The sequence below is a fragment of the Bacillus sp. Y3 genome (assembly GCF_008123875.1).
GTDB lineage: Bacteria > Bacillota > Bacilli > Bacillales > Bacillaceae > Bacillus > Bacillus altitudinis.
Window position 1 is genome coordinate 495,814 of sequence record NZ_VSSC01000001.1, and the last position, 17,851, is coordinate 513,664.

17 protein-coding genes are annotated in these 17,851 nt (G+C 41.5%); 11 read left to right on the plus strand and 6 right to left on the minus strand.

What is annotated here, in order from left to right:
* The first annotated feature begins 163 nt into the window (after positions 1 to 163).
* Entirely contained in the window at positions 164 to 1,129 is a 966-nt protein-coding gene (locus FXF70_RS02500; RefSeq protein ID WP_008343248.1) for an LCP family protein, read from the plus strand.
* A gap of 364 nt (positions 1,130 to 1,493) precedes the next feature.
* Complete coding sequence (locus FXF70_RS02505; RefSeq protein ID WP_172673031.1) at positions 1,494 to 2,375, plus strand: Cof-type HAD-IIB family hydrolase; 882 nt, start codon at positions 1,494 to 1,496, stop codon at positions 2,373 to 2,375.
* 56 nt (positions 2,376 to 2,431) lie between these two features.
* Here the strand turns inward: FXF70_RS02505 and FXF70_RS02510 are convergent, their stop codons facing one another.
* The 5 genes from FXF70_RS02510 to pgsB form a co-directional block, all read right to left on the minus strand.
* On the minus strand, positions 2,432 to 3,655 hold the full coding sequence (locus FXF70_RS02510; protein ID WP_076821236.1) for a C40 family peptidase: 1,224 nt from the start codon (positions 3,653 to 3,655) through the stop codon (positions 2,432 to 2,434).
* A gap of 106 nt (positions 3,656 to 3,761) precedes the next feature.
* A complete protein-coding gene (edmS, locus tag FXF70_RS18995) occupies positions 3,762 to 3,932 on the minus strand; it encodes an extrachromosomal elements maintenance protein EdmS (RefSeq protein ID WP_008343253.1) in 171 nt (56 codons plus the stop codon).
* Positions 3,929 to 5,095: a CapA family protein gene (locus FXF70_RS02515; protein ID WP_017360004.1), complete on the minus strand. Its 1,167-nt coding sequence runs from the start codon at positions 5,093 to 5,095 to the stop codon at positions 3,929 to 3,931. Before FXF70_RS02515 ends, edmS begins: the two co-directional genes overlap by 4 nt.
* An 18-nt stretch (positions 5,096 to 5,113) precedes the next feature.
* Positions 5,114 to 5,563 carry a poly-gamma-glutamate biosynthesis protein PgsC gene (gene pgsC / locus FXF70_RS02520; protein ID WP_007497520.1) on the minus strand — a complete coding sequence of 150 codons (450 nt, stop codon included), beginning with the start codon at positions 5,561 to 5,563 and terminating at the stop codon, positions 5,114 to 5,116.
* Positions 5,564 to 5,578: 15 nt separating this feature from the next.
* Entirely contained in the window at positions 5,579 to 6,760 is a 1,182-nt protein-coding gene (pgsB, locus tag FXF70_RS02525) for a poly-gamma-glutamate synthase PgsB (protein ID WP_007497522.1), read from the minus strand.
* Positions 6,761 to 7,507: 747 nt separating this feature from the next.
* Between pgsB and FXF70_RS02530 the strand changes: the two genes are divergently transcribed.
* From FXF70_RS02530 to rbsB, 9 genes are all read left to right on the plus strand, one after another.
* Positions 7,508 to 8,989, plus strand: a complete 1,482-nt coding sequence (locus FXF70_RS02530; protein WP_008343262.1) for a spore germination protein — start codon at positions 7,508 to 7,510, stop codon at positions 8,987 to 8,989.
* Positions 8,979 to 10,076, plus strand: a complete 1,098-nt coding sequence (locus FXF70_RS02535) for a GerAB/ArcD/ProY family transporter (RefSeq protein ID WP_035702259.1) — start codon at positions 8,979 to 8,981, stop codon at positions 10,074 to 10,076. Before FXF70_RS02530 ends, FXF70_RS02535 begins: the two co-directional genes overlap by 11 nt.
* The gene (locus tag FXF70_RS02540) at positions 10,066 to 11,208 is read left to right on the plus strand and encodes a Ger(x)C family spore germination protein (protein WP_046344643.1); all 1,143 of its coding nucleotides are present in this window, start codon (positions 10,066 to 10,068) and stop codon (positions 11,206 to 11,208) included. The genes FXF70_RS02535 and FXF70_RS02540 overlap by 11 nt, the downstream gene beginning before the upstream one ends.
* Positions 11,209 to 11,325: 117 nt before the next feature.
* The gene (locus tag FXF70_RS02545; RefSeq protein ID WP_007497527.1) at positions 11,326 to 12,312 is read left to right on the plus strand and encodes a LacI family DNA-binding transcriptional regulator; all 987 of its coding nucleotides are present in this window, start codon (positions 11,326 to 11,328) and stop codon (positions 12,310 to 12,312) included.
* Positions 12,309 to 13,187 (plus strand): ribokinase, encoded by an 879-nt coding sequence (gene rbsK, locus FXF70_RS02550; RefSeq protein WP_148779795.1) that lies wholly within the window; start codon positions 12,309 to 12,311, stop codon positions 13,185 to 13,187. Before FXF70_RS02545 ends, rbsK begins: the two co-directional genes overlap by 4 nt.
* Positions 13,184 to 13,576: a D-ribose pyranase gene (gene rbsD / locus FXF70_RS02555; protein ID WP_017360008.1), complete on the plus strand. Its 393-nt coding sequence runs from the start codon at positions 13,184 to 13,186 to the stop codon at positions 13,574 to 13,576. Before rbsK ends, rbsD begins: the two co-directional genes overlap by 4 nt.
* Positions 13,577 to 13,591: 15 nt before the next feature.
* Positions 13,592 to 15,073 carry a sugar ABC transporter ATP-binding protein gene (locus tag FXF70_RS02560; RefSeq protein ID WP_148779796.1) on the plus strand — a complete coding sequence of 494 codons (1,482 nt, stop codon included), beginning with the start codon at positions 13,592 to 13,594 and terminating at the stop codon, positions 15,071 to 15,073.
* A 1-nt stretch (position 15,074) separates the two neighbouring features.
* Positions 15,075 to 16,028, plus strand: coding sequence for a ribose ABC transporter permease RbsC (rbsC, locus tag FXF70_RS02565; RefSeq protein ID WP_007497532.1), 954 nt, complete (start codon positions 15,075 to 15,077; stop codon positions 16,026 to 16,028).
* A 13-nt stretch (positions 16,029 to 16,041) separates the two neighbouring features.
* Entirely contained in the window at positions 16,042 to 16,959 is a 918-nt protein-coding gene (rbsB, locus tag FXF70_RS02570; RefSeq protein WP_008343273.1) for a ribose ABC transporter substrate-binding protein RbsB, read from the plus strand.
* Between the two features lie 233 nt (positions 16,960 to 17,192).
* Here rbsB and FXF70_RS02575 read toward each other — a convergent pair whose 3' ends face one another.
* Positions 17,193 to 17,810, minus strand: coding sequence for a flavin reductase family protein (locus FXF70_RS02575; RefSeq protein ID WP_008343275.1), 618 nt, complete (start codon positions 17,808 to 17,810; stop codon positions 17,193 to 17,195).
* Between the last annotated feature and the right edge of the window lie 41 nt (positions 17,811 to 17,851).

The window sequence follows — 17,851 nt, forward strand, 5'->3', positions numbered from 1 at the left end:
ATTTCATTTGCGTATCATTGAAACTTTTTTAGATAAGGAAACGTCAATTAAGCGTTAGTGAAAAAAATGTCGCACTATATCCCGTTTTAAGGTATATTTGTTTTAGTTTGTAAGCATGAAGAAGGACATCTTTACTATAAAATCATAGCGAGGGTTTAAATATATGGATCAAACAAGAAGTAAACGCAAAGGCAAAAAGCGTTTAAAACCATGGGTGAAAGTCACTCTTTTTATTTTTGGTATTCTTTTACTGACAACCGCTTCTGTCACCGGCTATGCCTACTATAAAGTGACATCGGCTGCGAAAAAAGCACAAGTCTCTCTAGACCGCGGTGCACAATCTGTCAAACGGATTGAAGCATTTGATCCTGGGAAAGACAGCTTTTCTGTCTTGCTGCTTGGCATTGACAGCAGACCCGGCGAAACAGTCAAACAAGCACGAAGCGATGCAATGGTTTTAGCGACAGTGAATCGTACGAATAAAACCGTGAAATTATTAAGTATTCCAAGGGACTCATATGTTAATATTCCAGGTCATGGTTATGACAAAATCACACATGCACACGCATTTGGTGATGCAGACCTCACGGTGAGTACAGTTGAAAATTTACTAGATATCCCTGTCGACTTTGTGATTGAAAGTAATTTCAAAGCATTTAAGGAAATTGTGAACGAATTAAACGGTGTTTCCGTTAACATTAAAGATGAATATGTTGTGAAACAGATTCTTAAAGATACAAAGGGCAAAGTTCAGCTGCAAACGGGTACTCACACACTAGATGGTGATCAAGCTCTCGCTTATGTGAGAACAAGAAAAGCAGACAGTGATCTCATGCGCGGACAGCGTCAAATGGAAGTTTTAAAAGCCATTTTCGATAAATCAAAATCAGTAACGTCCATTCCGTCTTATGACAATATCATAGATACTCTAGGTGATAACGTCTCAACTAACCTGTCAATGAAAGAACTAGTCGGTCTTTTCCCACTACTCACTTCATTGAAATCTGTTGATACGATTCAACTAAAAGGATCTGATTACCAGCCAAATGGCGTTTATTATTACCAATTGGATCAAAACCAACTGAACGAAGTCAAAACAGAATTGAAGAAACAGCTTGAATTATCATAAACACAGAAAGCGTCCTTTTGGGCGCTTTCAGATTGTTGACAAAGGGCTAAAATGAACTTGATTTTAGCCCTTTGTCTTCTTTTCAGCGTGATAGAAAACCTTTGCAGTCTAGGAAGAACGAGTACTGGCGCGGAGCGAATTTGTCATTCGTGAGCACCAGCACGCAGGACTGACAAAGAATGCGAGGGTTTGTCTACACGCTGAAAGCGTCCTTTTGGGCGCTTTTTCTTATATCCTTGATCAATTGACCATTTTTGTTTAGCCTTAAAGAGAGGAATCCACGATCCGACTCTTTCATGAGAATGAAGGAAATCGTACATACTTTGAAGAGGCTATTGCATGAATGAAGGAGGATATAACAGCAATGAAAAAAATGATTGCGATTGATTTAGACGGTACACTCTTAAATACAAAAAGTGAAATATCCGCTCAAAACCGGCAAGCATTGATTCGTGCGAAGGAAGCTGGATATATTGTGACCATTTGTACAGGGCGCGCGACTTTTGATGTAAAAGAGCTTCTTGGGGATTTGGACATTCCCATTATTGCGGCAAACGGAGGAACTGTCCATACAGAAGGGTACAAGCTCTTCAGCAGAATCACCCTTGATCAAGAAGCTGGAAGACGTGCTGCAAAGGAATTGGTGGAACGGAACATTTATTTCGAGGTCTATACAGACGATGCCCTCCTTTCCCCATTTGATGGAAAAGAAAAGCTCAAAGCTGAATTTGATATGATCAAAAGCGCCAATCCTAACGAGGATGTAGCTGATTTATGGGAAGGGGCGATGACTCAATTTAAACAGTTTGGCATCAAACCTGTCGATGACATCCGTCAAATTTTTGAGTCGAATGAACCAACTTATAAATTACTATGCTTCTCATTTGATATGAATAAGCTGCAAGAAGCACGAGATCTTCTTTCTAAGATGCCTGAGCTCTCATTGACCTCATCTGGAGAACATATCATTGAGGTACTGCCAAAAGAGTCAGGCAAAGGACATGCCCTCAAGAAACTTGCAGCCCATTATGGCGTAGACCGATCCAATATTTATGCGATCGGTGATAGCCCTAATGATCTATCCATGTTCGATGAAGCAGGACACAGGATAGCGATGGGGAATGCGGTGGATGTCATTAAAGAAAAAAGCACCTATATCACAAAAGGCAACCATGAAGATGGCGTCGCCTATTTTATTGATCTGCTTTTGCAGAATCAATTTCAAGAAAAAAAGACGCTTGTCTGATCAGCGCCTAGTGAGAAGTCGAGAAGTCCGATCTGAGCATTGATCGGGCTTTTTCTTTATTTTTTGATTCTAACAGCCGTCTCATATTTATCCTTCCAATACGTACTTGTTTTCATATTGGTAATGACAACGCCATTTGAAACCGTCACATGAATGACTTGATTTGAACCAGCATAAATGGCTGGCATCAACGAAGTCCCTTTAAAAAAGACAAGATCTCCTGGCTTTAGTTCCGATCGTTTCACAGGTGTACCTGCTTTAACTTGTCCCGGCGCATAGCGAGGCATCTCAATTCCAAGCACTTCTTGATAGATATACTGCGTGAATCCTGCTGTATCAAAGCCTTGCTTTGGGCTCGCACCACCTTTTACATAGGGTACTTCTCCAATATACGTAGCGGCTTTTGATACGACTGGGTCTTCTTTCGCTAGTTTCAGCTCAGTTAATCGTTTCGCACCTGTCCATTTCTCACGCCAATACGATTCAGACAAATAAGAAATCGTCACACTTTCCGAACGGCTCGCATGAATAAAGCGGTCTCCTCCGATGTACATTCCTACATGTGAAATTCCTTTTTTATACGTGTTGCTAAAAAAAACAAAGTCTCCAGGACGAATATCGTCTCGTGCCACTTTCTCTCCAACCATCCATTGCTGCTCAGCACTTCTTGGCAAATAAATCCCAAGTGATTTTTCAAATAAATATTGTAAAAAACCTGAACAATCGAATCCTACTTTTGGATCTGATGCCCCGAATACATAAGGGATTCCTAAATATTTCATCGCATCTTTCACCAGTTGATCATCCGACATCTCTTGGGAGACAGGCAGCCGTTTGACCGCATAGAACCGATCGGTCCAATATTTACTTTTGCTGACATCTGTTTTCACCACCCCTTGACTGAGTGTGATGTGGATCACCTGATCATTTCCAGCGTACAAAGCAACATGTGTTGGGATGTCTTTTGTTTCTTCAAGACTGCGAAAATAGACAAGGTCTCCGGGCTTCGCTTTTTCCCATGATACGCTTTCACCGATTTGGTATTGATCAATCACCTTTCGCGGCAAATCAAATGCACCTGTTGTTTTGTATACATATTGTATAAAGCCAGAAGCATCAAAGCCCGTTTTCGGATTGATTCCTCCTTTATGATAAGGCGTGCCTATCAGCGTTTCCGCTTGTTTTAAAGGAGATGTTGTTTGAGCAGACACCTCTGTTTGGGACATAAACATGAGTCCTACAATGGCACATCCTCCAAGCAGTATTCCTTTCCATTTCATCCTCTCTACCTCCTTTCTTTTATAGTTTCGACATGACCCCTTTCATTTTACACCTTTTTCCGTCAAAAAAGAGCACGCCTCGCGTGCTCTTTTCATCATCATTTCTTTATTTACTTGCTTCTGCTTTTGACTGCTTTTGCTGTTCGATTTTCTGCATTTCAACCGAGATCTTTTGTTTCTCATGATCTGTGAGGCTGTCACTAAATTTAAAAGCAGACATAAAGACAAAGACTAAAATTAACGCAACAAACGGCCAGCTTGCTTTAAGGAATTTCATTTTTTATCCTTCCCCTCGTTTTCTTTTAATGTTTGAACTTTATCAGAATGATCGACTTCAAAGAAAATATGTCCGTCTTTTTCTTTCCAATCCGCATTCGTGCCATTTGTCAGCATACGGATAATCGATTTTGATTCAAGAGATCCTGCTTTGACTGGAGCAGGTGTCGCTTCTTTGATGTACATTGGAACTACTTCAAATGTCGCTTTTCCATCTTCATTCAGATGATACTGAACAATGGCAGAATCACGTGTTCTTGACCAGCCTTGGTCAAAAATAAAGTTCCCCAAGCTATAGAAGATCGCTGTTCCGTTATAGACTTCCATCGGCTCAAGAACGTGCGGGTGTGCACCGATAATGATATCAGCACCAGCCTTTGACATCGCTCTTGCCAGCTCTCTTTGTCTGTCGTTTACTTCATTGTTATATTCCTGTCCCCAGTGCGCATGAACAACAACGATATCTGCCTTTTCAGCAGCTTGTGAAATCATCGGAATAAAGATAGATGGATCAGCTGGTAGAATACCTGCCTTACGATTTGTTGCTTTAAAATCTTTTCCATATACATCTGTAAAACCAAGGGTAGCGATTTTAACGCCATTCACTTCTTTGTATGAAATGTTCTGCTTCGCATCATTGACGTTGCGCCCTGCCCCTGTATAATCCATGTCAGCTTTTTCAAAGGCATCAATCGTGTTATTTAAGCCTTTTTCACCGTAGTCTGCTGCATGGTTATTCGCAAAGTTTAGTACAGAGAAATTCAAATCCTTTAACGCTTGTACAGAATCTTCGTCTGTTTTCAAATGAATATTCTTTTGTGCTGCCTGTTCCTTATCTGAAGCCACTGGATGCTCAAAATTCCCTGTTACATAATCTGATACATCAAAATACGGCTTCGCATAGCGGAACAGGTGCTGCTTTCCATAGCGGTCTGTTACTTTCTCTACATTTCTTCCAAACATAATATCTCCGACAAACGAAGCGGTCAGGATGTTTTCTGGATTCTTTTCTACAGTTGGTACTTGTGCTTTCCCGATAAATGTAAATAGAAATGTACAAGCAATGACAATCGGTAAAGCAATCAGTACGTGTTTATTCGTCTTTTTCTTTTGGTTCTTTGTGATTTTCAGCAGCTTTTCCTGAAAGCTCAATTTTTTATTCATCATTGGACACACCTTATCTTAAAATAGATAGTAAACATACATGATGGCAAATGTTGCACCACTTAGAAGTAATGTGCTTCCAAGGGTAATCGTAAGACCTTGCTTTTGAATCGTATTCGCAATCAATCCAGGCACGATGATTCCGATTCCGCGGAATTCTGCTATTTCAAACGGAACTACTGGATAGAAGAAATCAAATATGAGCTTTAAGGCAATTCCTGTAATCAGCATCGCCGCAAACTTTCTGCGTCCGTACAAAATCATAAATTTCGATAGACCAAAACGAACGATCACATATGTCAACAAGCTGACAGATAAAACAACTAAAATGAAGACTGGCTGGTTAAAGACGAGCGCCAGATAACCTGGAACAACCAACCCAGCTGGTACGATTCCTGTTTTTTCTGCAAAGATTAAACTGAGTAGAACACCTAAAATTAACGAGATATAAAGATCTGATCCGAACATTTTCTATATTTCCTCCTAGCTGACAAGCTGCTTAATTTTGTATTCTTGAATTTTTTCGATTAAAGGTTCAGCGGCGCCGTGAATATTGCCGACTCCATAAACCACTCGATTATGAAGCTTTTTCTCAAGCATGTTCATAATTTGTTCTGTAGATTGATATTCAAGGTTGTGTAAGTGGTCAGCCGGAATTTTTCCATCCTCAAATGCCTTCACAATTGGATCTGTCGTTTCACCAATTAAGACAAGATCACTTGCTTCAATATAAGGAAGTACATCCTCCGCAAACTGGATCGTTCTATCTACGCGATCCGCACGACAGTTCATGATAATAATCGGTTCATCTGTTGGATACCCAATTTCCTTCACACGCTTCCAAATGTTCAATGTAGATGCTGCGTCATTAGCCGCAAATCCATTTACAAAATGTCCAGGTGTTTTTGCGTCCATTAATGGAAGAATTCTCATCGCTCCTGGATCAGGCGGCGCATTTAACATGCCTCTGAATGCCGTATCTTCATCAATTCCCAATGCTTGTGCAACACCAAGTGCAAGTGAAGCATTATCAGGGAATACCATGTACTCAAATTTCCGTAAATACTCATCGGTAATCTTGGAATTATCTGCAACAATCACTTCAGTATTGCGTTTTTTCGCAATCTCTTTAAAGAAATCTGTATATTCACTATCCGTAATAACCAAGTGCCCATTGTAAGGAATTGTCGCTGTAAAGGCTTCAGCTATTTCATCAAGAGTTGGCCCCATCACATCCATATGATCTTCAAGAACGTTTACGATCACGCCAATATTCGCTTGAAGCAGCTCTTCCTGAAAGATAATTTGGTAATCTGGATTCACCGCCATACATTCACTGACGATGGCATTTGCTCCTCTTTCAACGGTTTCTCTCATAACTTCTTTCTGCTCTCCGATATTTGGTCCTTGCGGTTTCCTTTTAATCGGTTTCTCTTCTGGCGTATCCCAATAAATCATTCTTGCATCCGTTCCTGTTGTTTTGCCGACAGTTTTATAACCTGCCTCCATTAAGATACCGGTTGTCAATCTTGTAACGGTAGACTTTCCGCGTATACCATTAATATTGACGCGTACCGGCAGGGCATCGATATTTTTCTGATGACGCTTCTTTTCAATAAAGCCAATCCCTAACATGATGACACAGGCTATAACGATTAACCACATCGCTTATCTACATCTCCTTTTTTTATGAGTGTGATATGTAAATTCAATCAACAGTATATAGGTTCAGCATAAAATCACAATCGGTATTATGTAACATAATCTTTCACTTCCTCGTATGCCAAATTCCTCTAATCAGAAGGCGTATTTGCCTACCTCACGCTCAAATGAAAAGGCCAAAAGACGGACAAAATGACGGCTGAATTTCTGCTTCAAACAAGAGAAAGCGTTACCATCAAACAGTGAAAAATCTTTTGTCCTTTTCTCCCTAAATTTTTCGACAATTATTAAGATGTATTTTGAATCAATGTTTTAAAGTCCTTTCATCTCTACGAAATCAGTCATATCAGTGCTTTAAATGAATAGTGCGTGTTTTAGAATATTTTATATTTTTAAATGAACAGGTTAGAAAGTCATCCTCATTGGTCAGAACGCTATGTGTTGACCTATGACAAAGGTCACCTGTCAAAAAATCAAGTCATCTGCTTATTTCCAGGTCACAAAAAATTGGGATAAGATGTCAAATATTAATCATTTTGTTATAGCCTCTCTTTACGATATTCACTCCTTATGACCTAAACAATGAAACATTATTCATTTCTTTTTATCAAGATTCATCATTTCTTAACATTTTTAATGTGATTTTAGTTGAAAGTTGTCGGTGCATGTCATGCTTTCCCCAAAGATGACGCATAAAATCATCTTCTCGGCTTACACTATGGTTAAAAAATCTGTGAGAGGAGGCTAAAGATGCCAAATACGAATGAGCAAACACGCTTACATTTTTTATCAGGCGGTTTTGAGGAAAAGATTCGGATTCTGAAAAAAGCATTTCAACAAAGCGCTGATTTTGAATACCGGGAATTGATGGTGAATGAAACGAAATCAGTGCTGTTTTTTATTAAAACAAGAGTGGATGAAAGTAAATTAAACAACTTCATTATTGGCAACTTGCTTGGCCCTCCTGGAAAGCAGGACTATGCAAAATCTCTTAGTTCACTCGAAACAGGTGACTTGACGCTTATTGTCGACAGCATTATTGCCGGAAGTATTGCCTTCCTTGATGAAAAATCCGCACAGATCAAAATATTTGCTGTTGGGCAGCCGCCTCTGCGTTCCATTTCTGAACCTTCTTCTGAAAGTATTATTGCAGGCGCACATGATGGGTTTGTTGAGAGCTTAGATACCAATTTATATTTGCTGCGTTCACACTTAAATGATCGAAAACTTGCAATCCAGTATCATAAGGTCGGTACAAAATCTGAAACAAAGGTTGCGACGGTTTATATTTCTGATATTGCCAATCAAGAAAAGATAGATGAGGTTAACAAACGAATTTCTTCTATTAAAGTAGACACGCTGCTTAGCCCAGGTTCTATTGTAGAGGCGATTGAGGATGATTCGTATTCCATCTTCCCGCAGCTTATTGACACAGAACGACCTGACAAAGTGAGATCCGCCATTCTTGAAGGAAGAATTGTCGTCTTAATGGACGGCAGCCCAATGGCTATCATTCTGCCTATTACGTTCTTTAGTTTCTTTCAATCACCAGATGACTATAATAGCCGCTGGATTCCGGCTACATTTATTCGTATTCTTCGCTATGTTGCCTGTATCATCGCAGTGATTTTGCCTTCTTTTTATATTGCGGTCATTGGTTTTCATTATGAGGTGGTCCCGGATGAATTAGCGATTACGATGAAAAATTCCATCATCGGCATTCCTTTTCCGCCGTTAATTGAAGCAATGCTGATGGAAATTACGATTGAGCTCATACGAGAAGCAGGGGTGCGACTGCCAAAGCCAATTGGTCAGACGATTGGGATTGTAGGCGGTTTGGTGATTGGAGACGCTGTGGTAAAAGCTGGACTCATTTCGAATGTCCTTGTCATTGTTGTTGCCGTGACAGCTGTTGCATCCTTTGTCCTCCCATCCTTTGAAATGACGTCCACCATTCGTATGCTTCGTTTCCCTCTCATGTTTATGGCATCGATGTTTGGGTTTATTGGCATTTCATTCGGCCTGTCGATCGTATTGATGAATTTATGCCGCCTCGAATCACTAGGTGTCCCGTACTTATCACCAGTGGCTCCATTTAACTGGCAGGACTTAAAAGATACTGTGATCCGATTACCGATGTGGATGTACAAAAAGCGCCCTGTTTACTTAAATCCAAAAAAGAAAGAGCAAATTGAAAATTTGAGAGGATGGAAAAATAAAGATGAAAAATAAAATATCTCCACCTCAAGCTGTCTTTTTTATCATTCAATCTCAAATTGGTGTCGGTATTTTAGCTCTCCCCCATTTGCTGATGAAAGACATGGGACACGATGGGTGGATGGCGATTATCTTAGCCTGTTTTTTCATTCAAATCATTAACACCATTTTTATTTACATCATTCAGAAGTATCCTGATACATCATTTTTCCAAGCCTTAATTGAAGTGTTCGGAAAATGGATCGGCCGGACATTGGTGGCACTATATACGTTATACTTCGCCTCCGTCTGCATTGTTGTTTTATCCATTTTCACAAGAATTCTTGGCATTTGGGTGCTGCCGCTCACACCAAATTGGGTCATTAATCTATTACTGATGATCTCCATCATTTACATTGCAAAGGAGCAAATTACGGCGATTGTCAGGTTTAACTTCATTTTGACGCCCTTTTTGCTCATGCTGTCTCTCTTAATGCTCTATTCATTAAAAGGAACCAATATCGACTACCTCATGCCCTTTTTCCAAGTGGACGTTTCTCAAGTTTCACTCGGATTAAAGGACGTCGTTCTATCTATGAATGGGTTCGAGATGATCCTCATTATCTCTCCATTGATGAAAGGAACCATTAAGGAACGATATAAAGTCATGACCATTGCCAATATATGCACGACGCTTTACTACCTATTTATTACATTGATTTGTTTTATGTTCTTCAGTCCGATTGAGCTCAATATCATTCCCAACCCTGTTCTTTATCTGTTAAAAACCATTTCGTTCGGTGTGATTGAGCGAACAGACTTGATCTTTCTCAGTTTCTGGGTATTTATCATTCTTGCCACACTCAGCAATTACCTTTACTTTTGTGCGAATGGCGTGGCAAGTATTCTTAAGAAAAAAGAACACAAAAAATATGTCTTTTATTTTGCCATTTTGATCTATGCGGCTAGCTGTTACCTTGCAACCGATAATTTTAGAATTCAGCGTTTTAATGATTTTACCACCATCGCTCAATATTCATTTATTTACACACTCCCAATCTTTATGGCCATTATCATCTTTATCAAACATCGCAAAGGGAAGGTGAAATCACATGCGTCATAAGTACATACTGACGTTGCTCATGTGTGTTTCTCTCATATTCATGCCTGGCTGCTGGGATCAAAATTTATTAAAGAACATCTCTCTTGTGTTAACCTCCGCTGTTGATCAGGGAGAGGATGAAAATGCAAGATACTCGATTACTTATCGAAAGGTGCAGCAGTCTCAAAGTATGGAACAAGGAAATACAGGTAGCTTTTTAACCACTCTTCTCACAACTGAAGCCCCTACTTTAAGAAAAGCGAGAACCAACTTCAGCCGGATTGTGGATCAAAAAATAGACATGTCGAAAATGCGGGTGATGCTGATCGGTGATGAATTTGCCCAAAATCGTCTTCTGCCCTACTTAGATATGTTTTATCGTGATCCAAAAAGTCCCCTCCTCGCAAATCTTGCCGTTGTTCAAGGGGGGACCTGTGAAGAAGTGATTAACTCGCTGCTGAAGGAAAAACTCATTGTGAGTGACTATTTAAATAACTTAATCACAACCGCATCACGCTCCTCCCAAGTAGCACCTAAAAACATTCAAAGTATTCGATCTAAAATGCTCCAAACTGGAGAGGACTTCACACTGCCGTTAATCTATTTTGATCAATCGAAGAAATTAATCAGTGTAAAAGGTGTTGCACTATTTGATAATGAGAAAAAGAAAGGCGAGCTGTATGGTCAAGATGCGATCTTGCTCACCGTCATGGACGGAAAAATGGGCAAGTATGCCAACTTCACAAAAAAAGTGAGAAGCGATATGAAGTCTAAAGAAAACAATTACATCACCATCCAAGTCACTGATGTGAAGAGAGACATTGAGATTCTGAATCCTGATCATCGAAACTTAACATACTCACTCAAATTTGAATTTAATACTTCTGTCCTTGAGTACCCAAAAGATAATCTAGATACAGACAAAAAAATTGAAATGCTCAATAAAAGACTTTCAACCATCTTGACAAAAGAAGCAGAAAAAATTGTTGCTACATTACAAGAAGCAAATTCTGACGTCTTAAGCCTCGGCAGAAAATACCGGGTCAGACATTATGATGAGTATATGAAAATGAATTGGGTCACCGATTATCCAAAAGTGAAAATCATTCCAAAAATCAAAGTAAACATTACACAAACAGGCATTATTAGTTAAGAAAAGGAAGACGTCCTCTTTCTTTTCTTTTTTTATTTTTTTAAGATTGTCTTTTTAATGCTTTCGTGATAATCTATCTGTGTAAACGGTTACACATCGACGAAGGGAGGCACTCCATTGGCTACAATTAAAGATGTTGCAAAAGCTGCTCAAGTGTCTGTTGCGACTGTTTCACGCGTGCTCAACGATACTGGATACGTCCATATTGATACGAAAACCCGTGTGACACAAGCGATGCAGGAGCTGAACTACTTCCCCAATGAAGTGGCACGATCCCTTTTTAAAAGAGAATCAAGATTAGTTGGTCTCATCTTACCTGATATCACAAACCCCTTCTTCCCTCAGCTGGCTAGAGGCGTTGAGGATGAGATTCATGCACACGGTTTTCGCTTATTATTCGGAAACAGTGATGAAGATCGGGAGAAGGAAATGGCCTATTTACAAACCTTTAAGCAAAACCAGGTGGTCGGTGTCATCGCTGTCACAAACGAACCTGAATCGGATTTGTACAATGATGATGAACTGCCTGTTGTCTTCTTAGATCGTACCGTGCCAAATGCGCCTTCTGTGTTTGCAGATGCTACGGCAGGCGGGAAAATGGCTGCAATGGAATTAATCAAACGCGGCAGTCAACAGATCACATTGCTAAAAGGGCCCGCTCATCTTCAAACGGCACGGCAAAGATTCAAAGGCGCACTTGATGTTCTGACTGAAGAAGGTGCTAACTTTCATGTGATGTCTAACGCTTCTTTTTCTTTTCAGGAAGCCCGAAAAAGCGCCAAGGCTCTTTTCAAGCTGTACCCTGAAACAGATGGCATCATTGCCAGCAATGACATCGTCGCAGCAGCCGTCGTACACGAAGCGCTTCGTATTGGAAAAGCCATTCCAGAAGACGTCCAAATCATTGGATTTGATGATATTCCGCAAAGTGAACTGCTCTTCCCTTCTCTATCAACGATCCGGCAGCCTGCCTATGATATGGGGAAAGAAGCCGCAAAGCTGATCATTAAAGCCATTCAAAAACAGCCTATAGATCAAGCAGTTATTCAAATGCCCGTCTCTTTTATTGAACGAGAGACCACAAGAAAGGTGGATTCACAATGAGTCAAATAGTTGTCGTAGGAAGTTGTTCCATGGATCTAGTTGTCACATCGAATAAGCGTCCTAGTGCCGGAGAAACCGTCCTAGGCGAATCATTTAAAACGGTTCCTGGGGGAAAAGGAGCAAATCAAGCAGTAGCAAGCGCAAGGCTCGGTGCAGATGTATATATGATCGGCCGAGTTGGTGATGACGCGTATGGTCAGGACATTATGAGCAATTTGCAAGCACAAGGTGTTCGCACCACCTATATGAAACCGGTTACCGAAATGGAAAGCGGAACAGCTCATATCATTCTAGCTGAAGGAGATAACAGCATTGTTGTCGTCAAAGGAGCAAACAATGAGGTAACACCTCACTATGTAAAAGATGCTCTTTCTTCTCTTGAAGATATCGGAATCGTCCTTATCCAGCAGGAAATTCCTGAAGAAACAGTCGAAGCCGTCTGCGCCATTTGCAGCGAAAAAGGGATCCCAGTCATCTTAAATCCCGCACCAGCTCGCAAAGTCTCTCAGCAAATATTAGATCAAGCTGCCTATATCACGCCAAACGAACACGAAGCAGCTCTTATGTTTGATGGACTCACCATAGCAGAGGTTTTGCGCCAATATCCAAACAAATTACTCATTACAGAAGGAAAAAATGGTGTTCGTTACTTTGATGGATCAAAAGAAGTGTTGGTACCGGGCTATCCTGTGAAAGCCGTCGACACTACAGGCGCTGGCGATACTTTTAACGGCGCTCTAGCTGTAGCACTAACAGAAGGAAAATCCCTATACGACGCACTTGCCTTTGCCAACTTAGCCGCATCTATCTCAGTCACAAAATTTGGAGCCCAAGGCGGCATGCCAGCAAGAGAAGAATTGGAGAATAAGAAATGAAGAAAAATGGTATTTTAAATAGTCATATCGCCAAGGTGCTTGCTGACCTCGGTCATACAGATACAATTGTCATCGCAGACTGTGGCCTGCCCATTCCAGAAGGCCCGGTCAAGATCGACCTTGCATTATCCATCGGCACACCATCCTTTCAGGAGGTTACTTCCCTCCTTCTTGAGGAAATGGCCGTTGAACACATCACAATCGCCAGTGAAATCAAAGAAGCCAATGAGAGAGATCATTTATTTCTAAAGAAAGCGTTCTCACATCCGTTAGATGAAGTCGATCACGAGACGTTCAAAGACATGACCAAACAGGCAAAAGCAGTGATTCGAACGGGTGAAGCCACCCCATACGCAAACTGTATTCTTCATGCCGGTGTCATCTTTTAAAAGGAGGAGCCACTTATGAACATTGAAATGCATAACATCCATAAGGCCTTTGGAAAAAACACCGTTCTCGCCGGGGTCTCCTTTGACCTCGTCACAGGCGAAGTCCATGCACTTATGGGTGAAAACGGGGCAGGAAAATCAACGTTAATGAATCTGCTGACAGGACTCTATTCCCTGGATCAAGGAACGATTCAAATCGACGGAAAAGAAACCGCTTTCAAAAATCCGAAAGAAGCCGAGCAGAACGGGATTGCCTTCATTCATCAGGAGCTGAATATATGGCCTGATATGACGGTACTCGAGAATTTATTTATCGGGAAAGAAATCTATACAAAACTTGGTCTCCTAGACACCAAAAAAATGAAAACACTCGCCCAAGCGCAGCTCGACCGATTGTCTGTCAACTTATCGCTCGATCAAGAGGCAGGAAGCTGTTCTGTCGGCCAAAAGCAGATGATTGAGATTGCGAAAGCGTTAATGACCGATGCAAAGGTCATTATTATGGATGAACCAACGGCCGCTCTCACAGACCGTGAGATTGAAAAGCTATTTCAGGTCATTGAATCACTCAAAAAAGAAGGCGTTTCCATCGTCTACATTTCTCATCGCATGGAAGAAATCTTTGCCATCTGTGACCGGATTACGATCATGCGTGACGGAAAAACGGTCGATACGAAAGCGATACCAGACACGAATTTCCATGAAGTCGTCAAAAAAATGGTCGGCCGCGAATTAACCGATCGTTACCCTGAACGCACACCTTCTACTGGTGATACCGTCCTAGAAGTGAAGCAAGCAACGAGGAAAGGCCGCTTTCAAGATATCAATTTTTCCGTCAAAGCCGGGGAAATTGTCGGTGTTGCAGGCTTAATGGGTGCTGGCCGGACGGAAATGATGCGGTCGCTCTTTGGACTCGATCCCCTGGATCAAGGGGAAATTTGGGTTCATGGGAAAAAGGCTGTCATAAAAAAACCAAGTGATGCAGTCAAACTTGGCATCGGTTTTATCACGGAGGATCGTAAAGATGAAGGACTGATGCTGGATGCATCCATTCGGGAAAACATCGGGTTACCTAACTTAGATAGCTTCTCTCCAAAGGGGCTGATTGATAAGAAAAACGAACAGGATTTTGTTGACCTGCTTATCAAACGACTCACGATCAAAACCGCTTCATCTGAAATCTCTGCACGCAGCCTGTCCGGTGGAAATCAGCAAAAGGTTGTCATCGCCAAATGGATCGGCATTCAACCGAAGGTACTCATTCTAGATGAACCGACAAGAGGTGTCGACGTCGGGGCGAAACGAGAAATTTATCAGCTCATGAACGAGCTGACAGATCGAGGTGTTGCCATTTTGATGGTCTCCTCTGAGCTCCCAGAAGTTCTTGGGATGAGCGATCGAGTGCTTGTCATCCATGAAGGAACCATCAGCGGAGAATTAAGTAAAACAGAAGCTACACAAGAACGAATTATGACATTAGCTACAGGAGGGAAGTAACATGAAACCACTTACTTCAAATGGACGATTTGACAACATCATGCAAAAGCTTGGGCCATTCTTAGGACTCATCATCCTTGTTGCCATTGTTTCTATTTTAAATCCGGCCTTTTTAGAACCATTAAACATTTTAAACTTACTCAGACAAATCTCCATTAACGCCCTCATTGCCTTTGGCATGACGTTTGTTATTTTAACCGGAGGAATTGATTTGTCTGTCGGTGCCATTCTAGCGCTGTCTAGTGCTCTGACTGCCGGCTTTATTGTATCTGGTTTGGACCCGATTCTTGCCATCATTGTTGGATGTATCATCGGTGCCATCCTTGGAATGATCAACGGTCTTTTAATCACAAAAGGAAAGATGGCTCCTTTTATCGCAACACTTGCGACGATGACGATTTTTAGAGGATTGACACTTGTTTATACAGACGGAAACCCTATTACTGGGCTTGGCTCTAACTATGCATTTCAGCTATTTGGCCGTGGATATTTCTTAGGCATTCCTGTTCCAGCGATTACCATGCTTCTCACCTTTATCGTACTTTGGGTCTTGCTTCATAAAACACCTTTTGGCAGAAGAACGTATGCCATTGGCGGAAATGAAAAAGCAGCCCTCATTTCAGGTATTAAAGTACCACGCGTCAAAATCATGATTTACTCATTAGCGGGCTTTATGTCTGCTTTAGCAGGTGCGATCTTAACATCTCGTCTCAACTCAGCCCAGCCAACAGCTGGTACGTCGTATGAACTTGATGCAATTGCTGCCGTTGTACTTGGCGGGACAAGCCTATCCGGTGGAAGAGGGCGAATTGTCGGCACACTCATCGGGGTGCTCATTATCGGTGTCTTGAACAATGGTATGAACTTACTTGGTGTTTCATCATTCTATCAGTCTGTTGTGAAAGGGATTGTCATCTTGATTGCAGTCCTACTCGACAGAAAGAAATCTGCTTAAGGAGGCAGCTGCTATGAAAAAATATGTAATCTTGATCGTGACTCTCTCACTATTCATGCTTTCTGCCTGCTCGCTTGAACCGCCAGAGTGGGCCAAATCAACAAAGGATGGCAAGAAAAAAGACATGAAAATCGGACTGTCGATCTCGACTTTAAATAACCCATTCTTCGTTTCTCTTAAAAACGGTGTGACAAAAGAAGCGAAAAAGCTTGGCATCGAAGTTGTCATTGCCGATGCACAAAATGATTCAGCCAAACAAACAAGTGATGTAGAAGATTTAATTCAACAAGGGGTCGATGCATTACTCATTAACCCAGCCGATTCCTCTGCCATATCAACGGCTGTCGAATCTGCGAATGCTTCAGACATACCGGTCATCACATTAGACCGCTCGGCAGAAAGCGGAAAGGTTGAAGCGCTCGTTGCTTCCGATAACATCAAAGGCGGCGAAATGGCAGCTAACTTTATCATCGACAAGGTTGGTAAAGGTGCAAAAGTGGCTGAACTAGAAGGTGTACCAGGTGCTTCTGCGACACGTGAACGAGGAAAAGGTTTCCATCAAATTGCAGACAAACAGTTAGATGTCACAGCAAAACAAGCCGCTGACTTCGACCGGACAAAAGGGCTCAACGTGATGGAAAACCTTCTTCAAGGAAACCCTGACATCAAAGCCGTTTTTGCCCACAATGATGAAATGGCACTTGGCGCACTAGAGGCCATCCAAAGCTCTGGAAAAGACATTCTTGTCGTCGGTTTCGACGGTAATGAAGATGCACTCAACTCGATCAAAGCAGGAAAACTATCTGCAACAGTCGCGCAGCAGCCAGAGCTGATCGGTCAACTGGCAGTCGGTGCTGCTGACGATGTATTAAAAGGCAAAAAGGTAGAAAAAAATATCGCCGCTCCATTGAAACTAGAACAAAAGAAATAAACACTAAACCCCCGATAGCCTCGGGGGTTTTAGATTGTAGACAAAGGCTGAAATGAACTTTATTTTAGCACTTTGTTTTCTTTTCAGCGTAATAGAAAACCTTTGCAGTCTAGGAAGGACGAGGACCGGAGCAGAGCGAATTGACATTCGTGAGCACCGAAGCGCAGGACTGACAAAGAATGTGAGGGTTTGTCTACACGCTGGACCCCCGATAGCCTCGGGGGTTTTAGATGTTATTCCGGTCTCTTCAGTACAAATGGCGTACCTAAATGGGCATAATCATTCCCCGCTAAACGCGCAACTGGCTTTAATTCATTCGTAAAAATATATCCTTTTTCCGCATCATAGACGGATTCATCTAAATGCGCACACACCACCCGGCCAATGATATGATCGACTGTGATCTCCCCTTCATCATTTTGAAAGGTCAGATGTTTTTCCAGCTGACATTCAAAGCGAATGCGTGCTTCCTTGATTCCTGGCACTGACACCACGCTGCTCTTCACTTGATGAAGACCGGTACGAGTCAGCTCACTCTCATCCTCTGGCAAAGTAGCAGCTGTTTCATTAATATCTTCAATCATCGCTTCATCACTCACATGGACAACAAATTCTTCCCTGTCGATGATATGTTTTGCTGTATCTTTCATCTCTCCTTGACGACGTCCAATAGAAACAGCGATCAGCGGAGGATGGCCGCTAATGACATTAAAGAAACTAAATGGTGCAGCATTGACGACTTCTTCTTTAGAAAGGCTTGTAATAAATGCAATGGGTCTTGGAACGACGGAACCAGATAATACTTTATATGCTTCTTTTCGTGACAACTGATCCATTTGTAATGTAATCACTTCAGACATGCCTCCTCTTGTATGTAACGACATCATACCAT

Bases quoted from the DNA above. Each gene is read 5' to 3' on its own strand.
- FXF70_RS02500 (WP_008343248.1), top strand. From the start codon at position 164: ATGGATCAAACAAGAAGTAAACGCAAAGGCAAAAAGCGTTTAAAACCA.
- pgsC (WP_007497520.1), bottom strand. From the start codon at position 5,563: ATGTTCGGATCAGATCTTTATATCTCGTTAATTTTAGGTGTTCTACTC.
- FXF70_RS02515 (WP_017360004.1), bottom strand. From the start codon at position 5,095: ATGAATAAAAAATTGAGCTTTCAGGAAAAGCTGCTGAAAATCACAAAG.
- pgsB (WP_007497522.1), bottom strand. From the start codon at position 6,760: ATGTGGTTAATCGTTATAGCCTGTGTCATCATGTTAGGGATTGGCTTT.
- rbsK (WP_148779795.1), top strand. From the start codon at position 12,309: ATGAGTCAAATAGTTGTCGTAGGAAGTTGTTCCATGGATCTAGTTGTC.
- rbsC (WP_007497532.1), top strand. From the start codon at position 15,075: ATGAAACCACTTACTTCAAATGGACGATTTGACAACATCATGCAAAAG.
- rbsB (WP_008343273.1), top strand. From the start codon at position 16,042: ATGAAAAAATATGTAATCTTGATCGTGACTCTCTCACTATTCATGCTT.
- FXF70_RS02535 (WP_035702259.1), top strand. From the start codon at position 8,979: ATGAAAAATAAAATATCTCCACCTCAAGCTGTCTTTTTTATCATTCAA.
- FXF70_RS02505 (WP_172673031.1), top strand. From the start codon at position 1,494: ATGAAAAAAATGATTGCGATTGATTTAGACGGTACACTCTTAAATACA.
- edmS (WP_008343253.1), bottom strand. From the start codon at position 3,932: ATGAAATTCCTTAAAGCAAGCTGGCCGTTTGTTGCGTTAATTTTAGTC.
- FXF70_RS02530 (WP_008343262.1), top strand. From the start codon at position 7,508: ATGCCAAATACGAATGAGCAAACACGCTTACATTTTTTATCAGGCGGT.
- FXF70_RS02510 (WP_076821236.1), bottom strand. From the start codon at position 3,655: ATGAAATGGAAAGGAATACTGCTTGGAGGATGTGCCATTGTAGGACTC.
- rbsD (WP_017360008.1), top strand. From the start codon at position 13,184: ATGAAGAAAAATGGTATTTTAAATAGTCATATCGCCAAGGTGCTTGCT.
- FXF70_RS02560 (WP_148779796.1), top strand. From the start codon at position 13,592: ATGAACATTGAAATGCATAACATCCATAAGGCCTTTGGAAAAAACACC.
- FXF70_RS02540 (WP_046344643.1), top strand. From the start codon at position 10,066: ATGCGTCATAAGTACATACTGACGTTGCTCATGTGTGTTTCTCTCATA.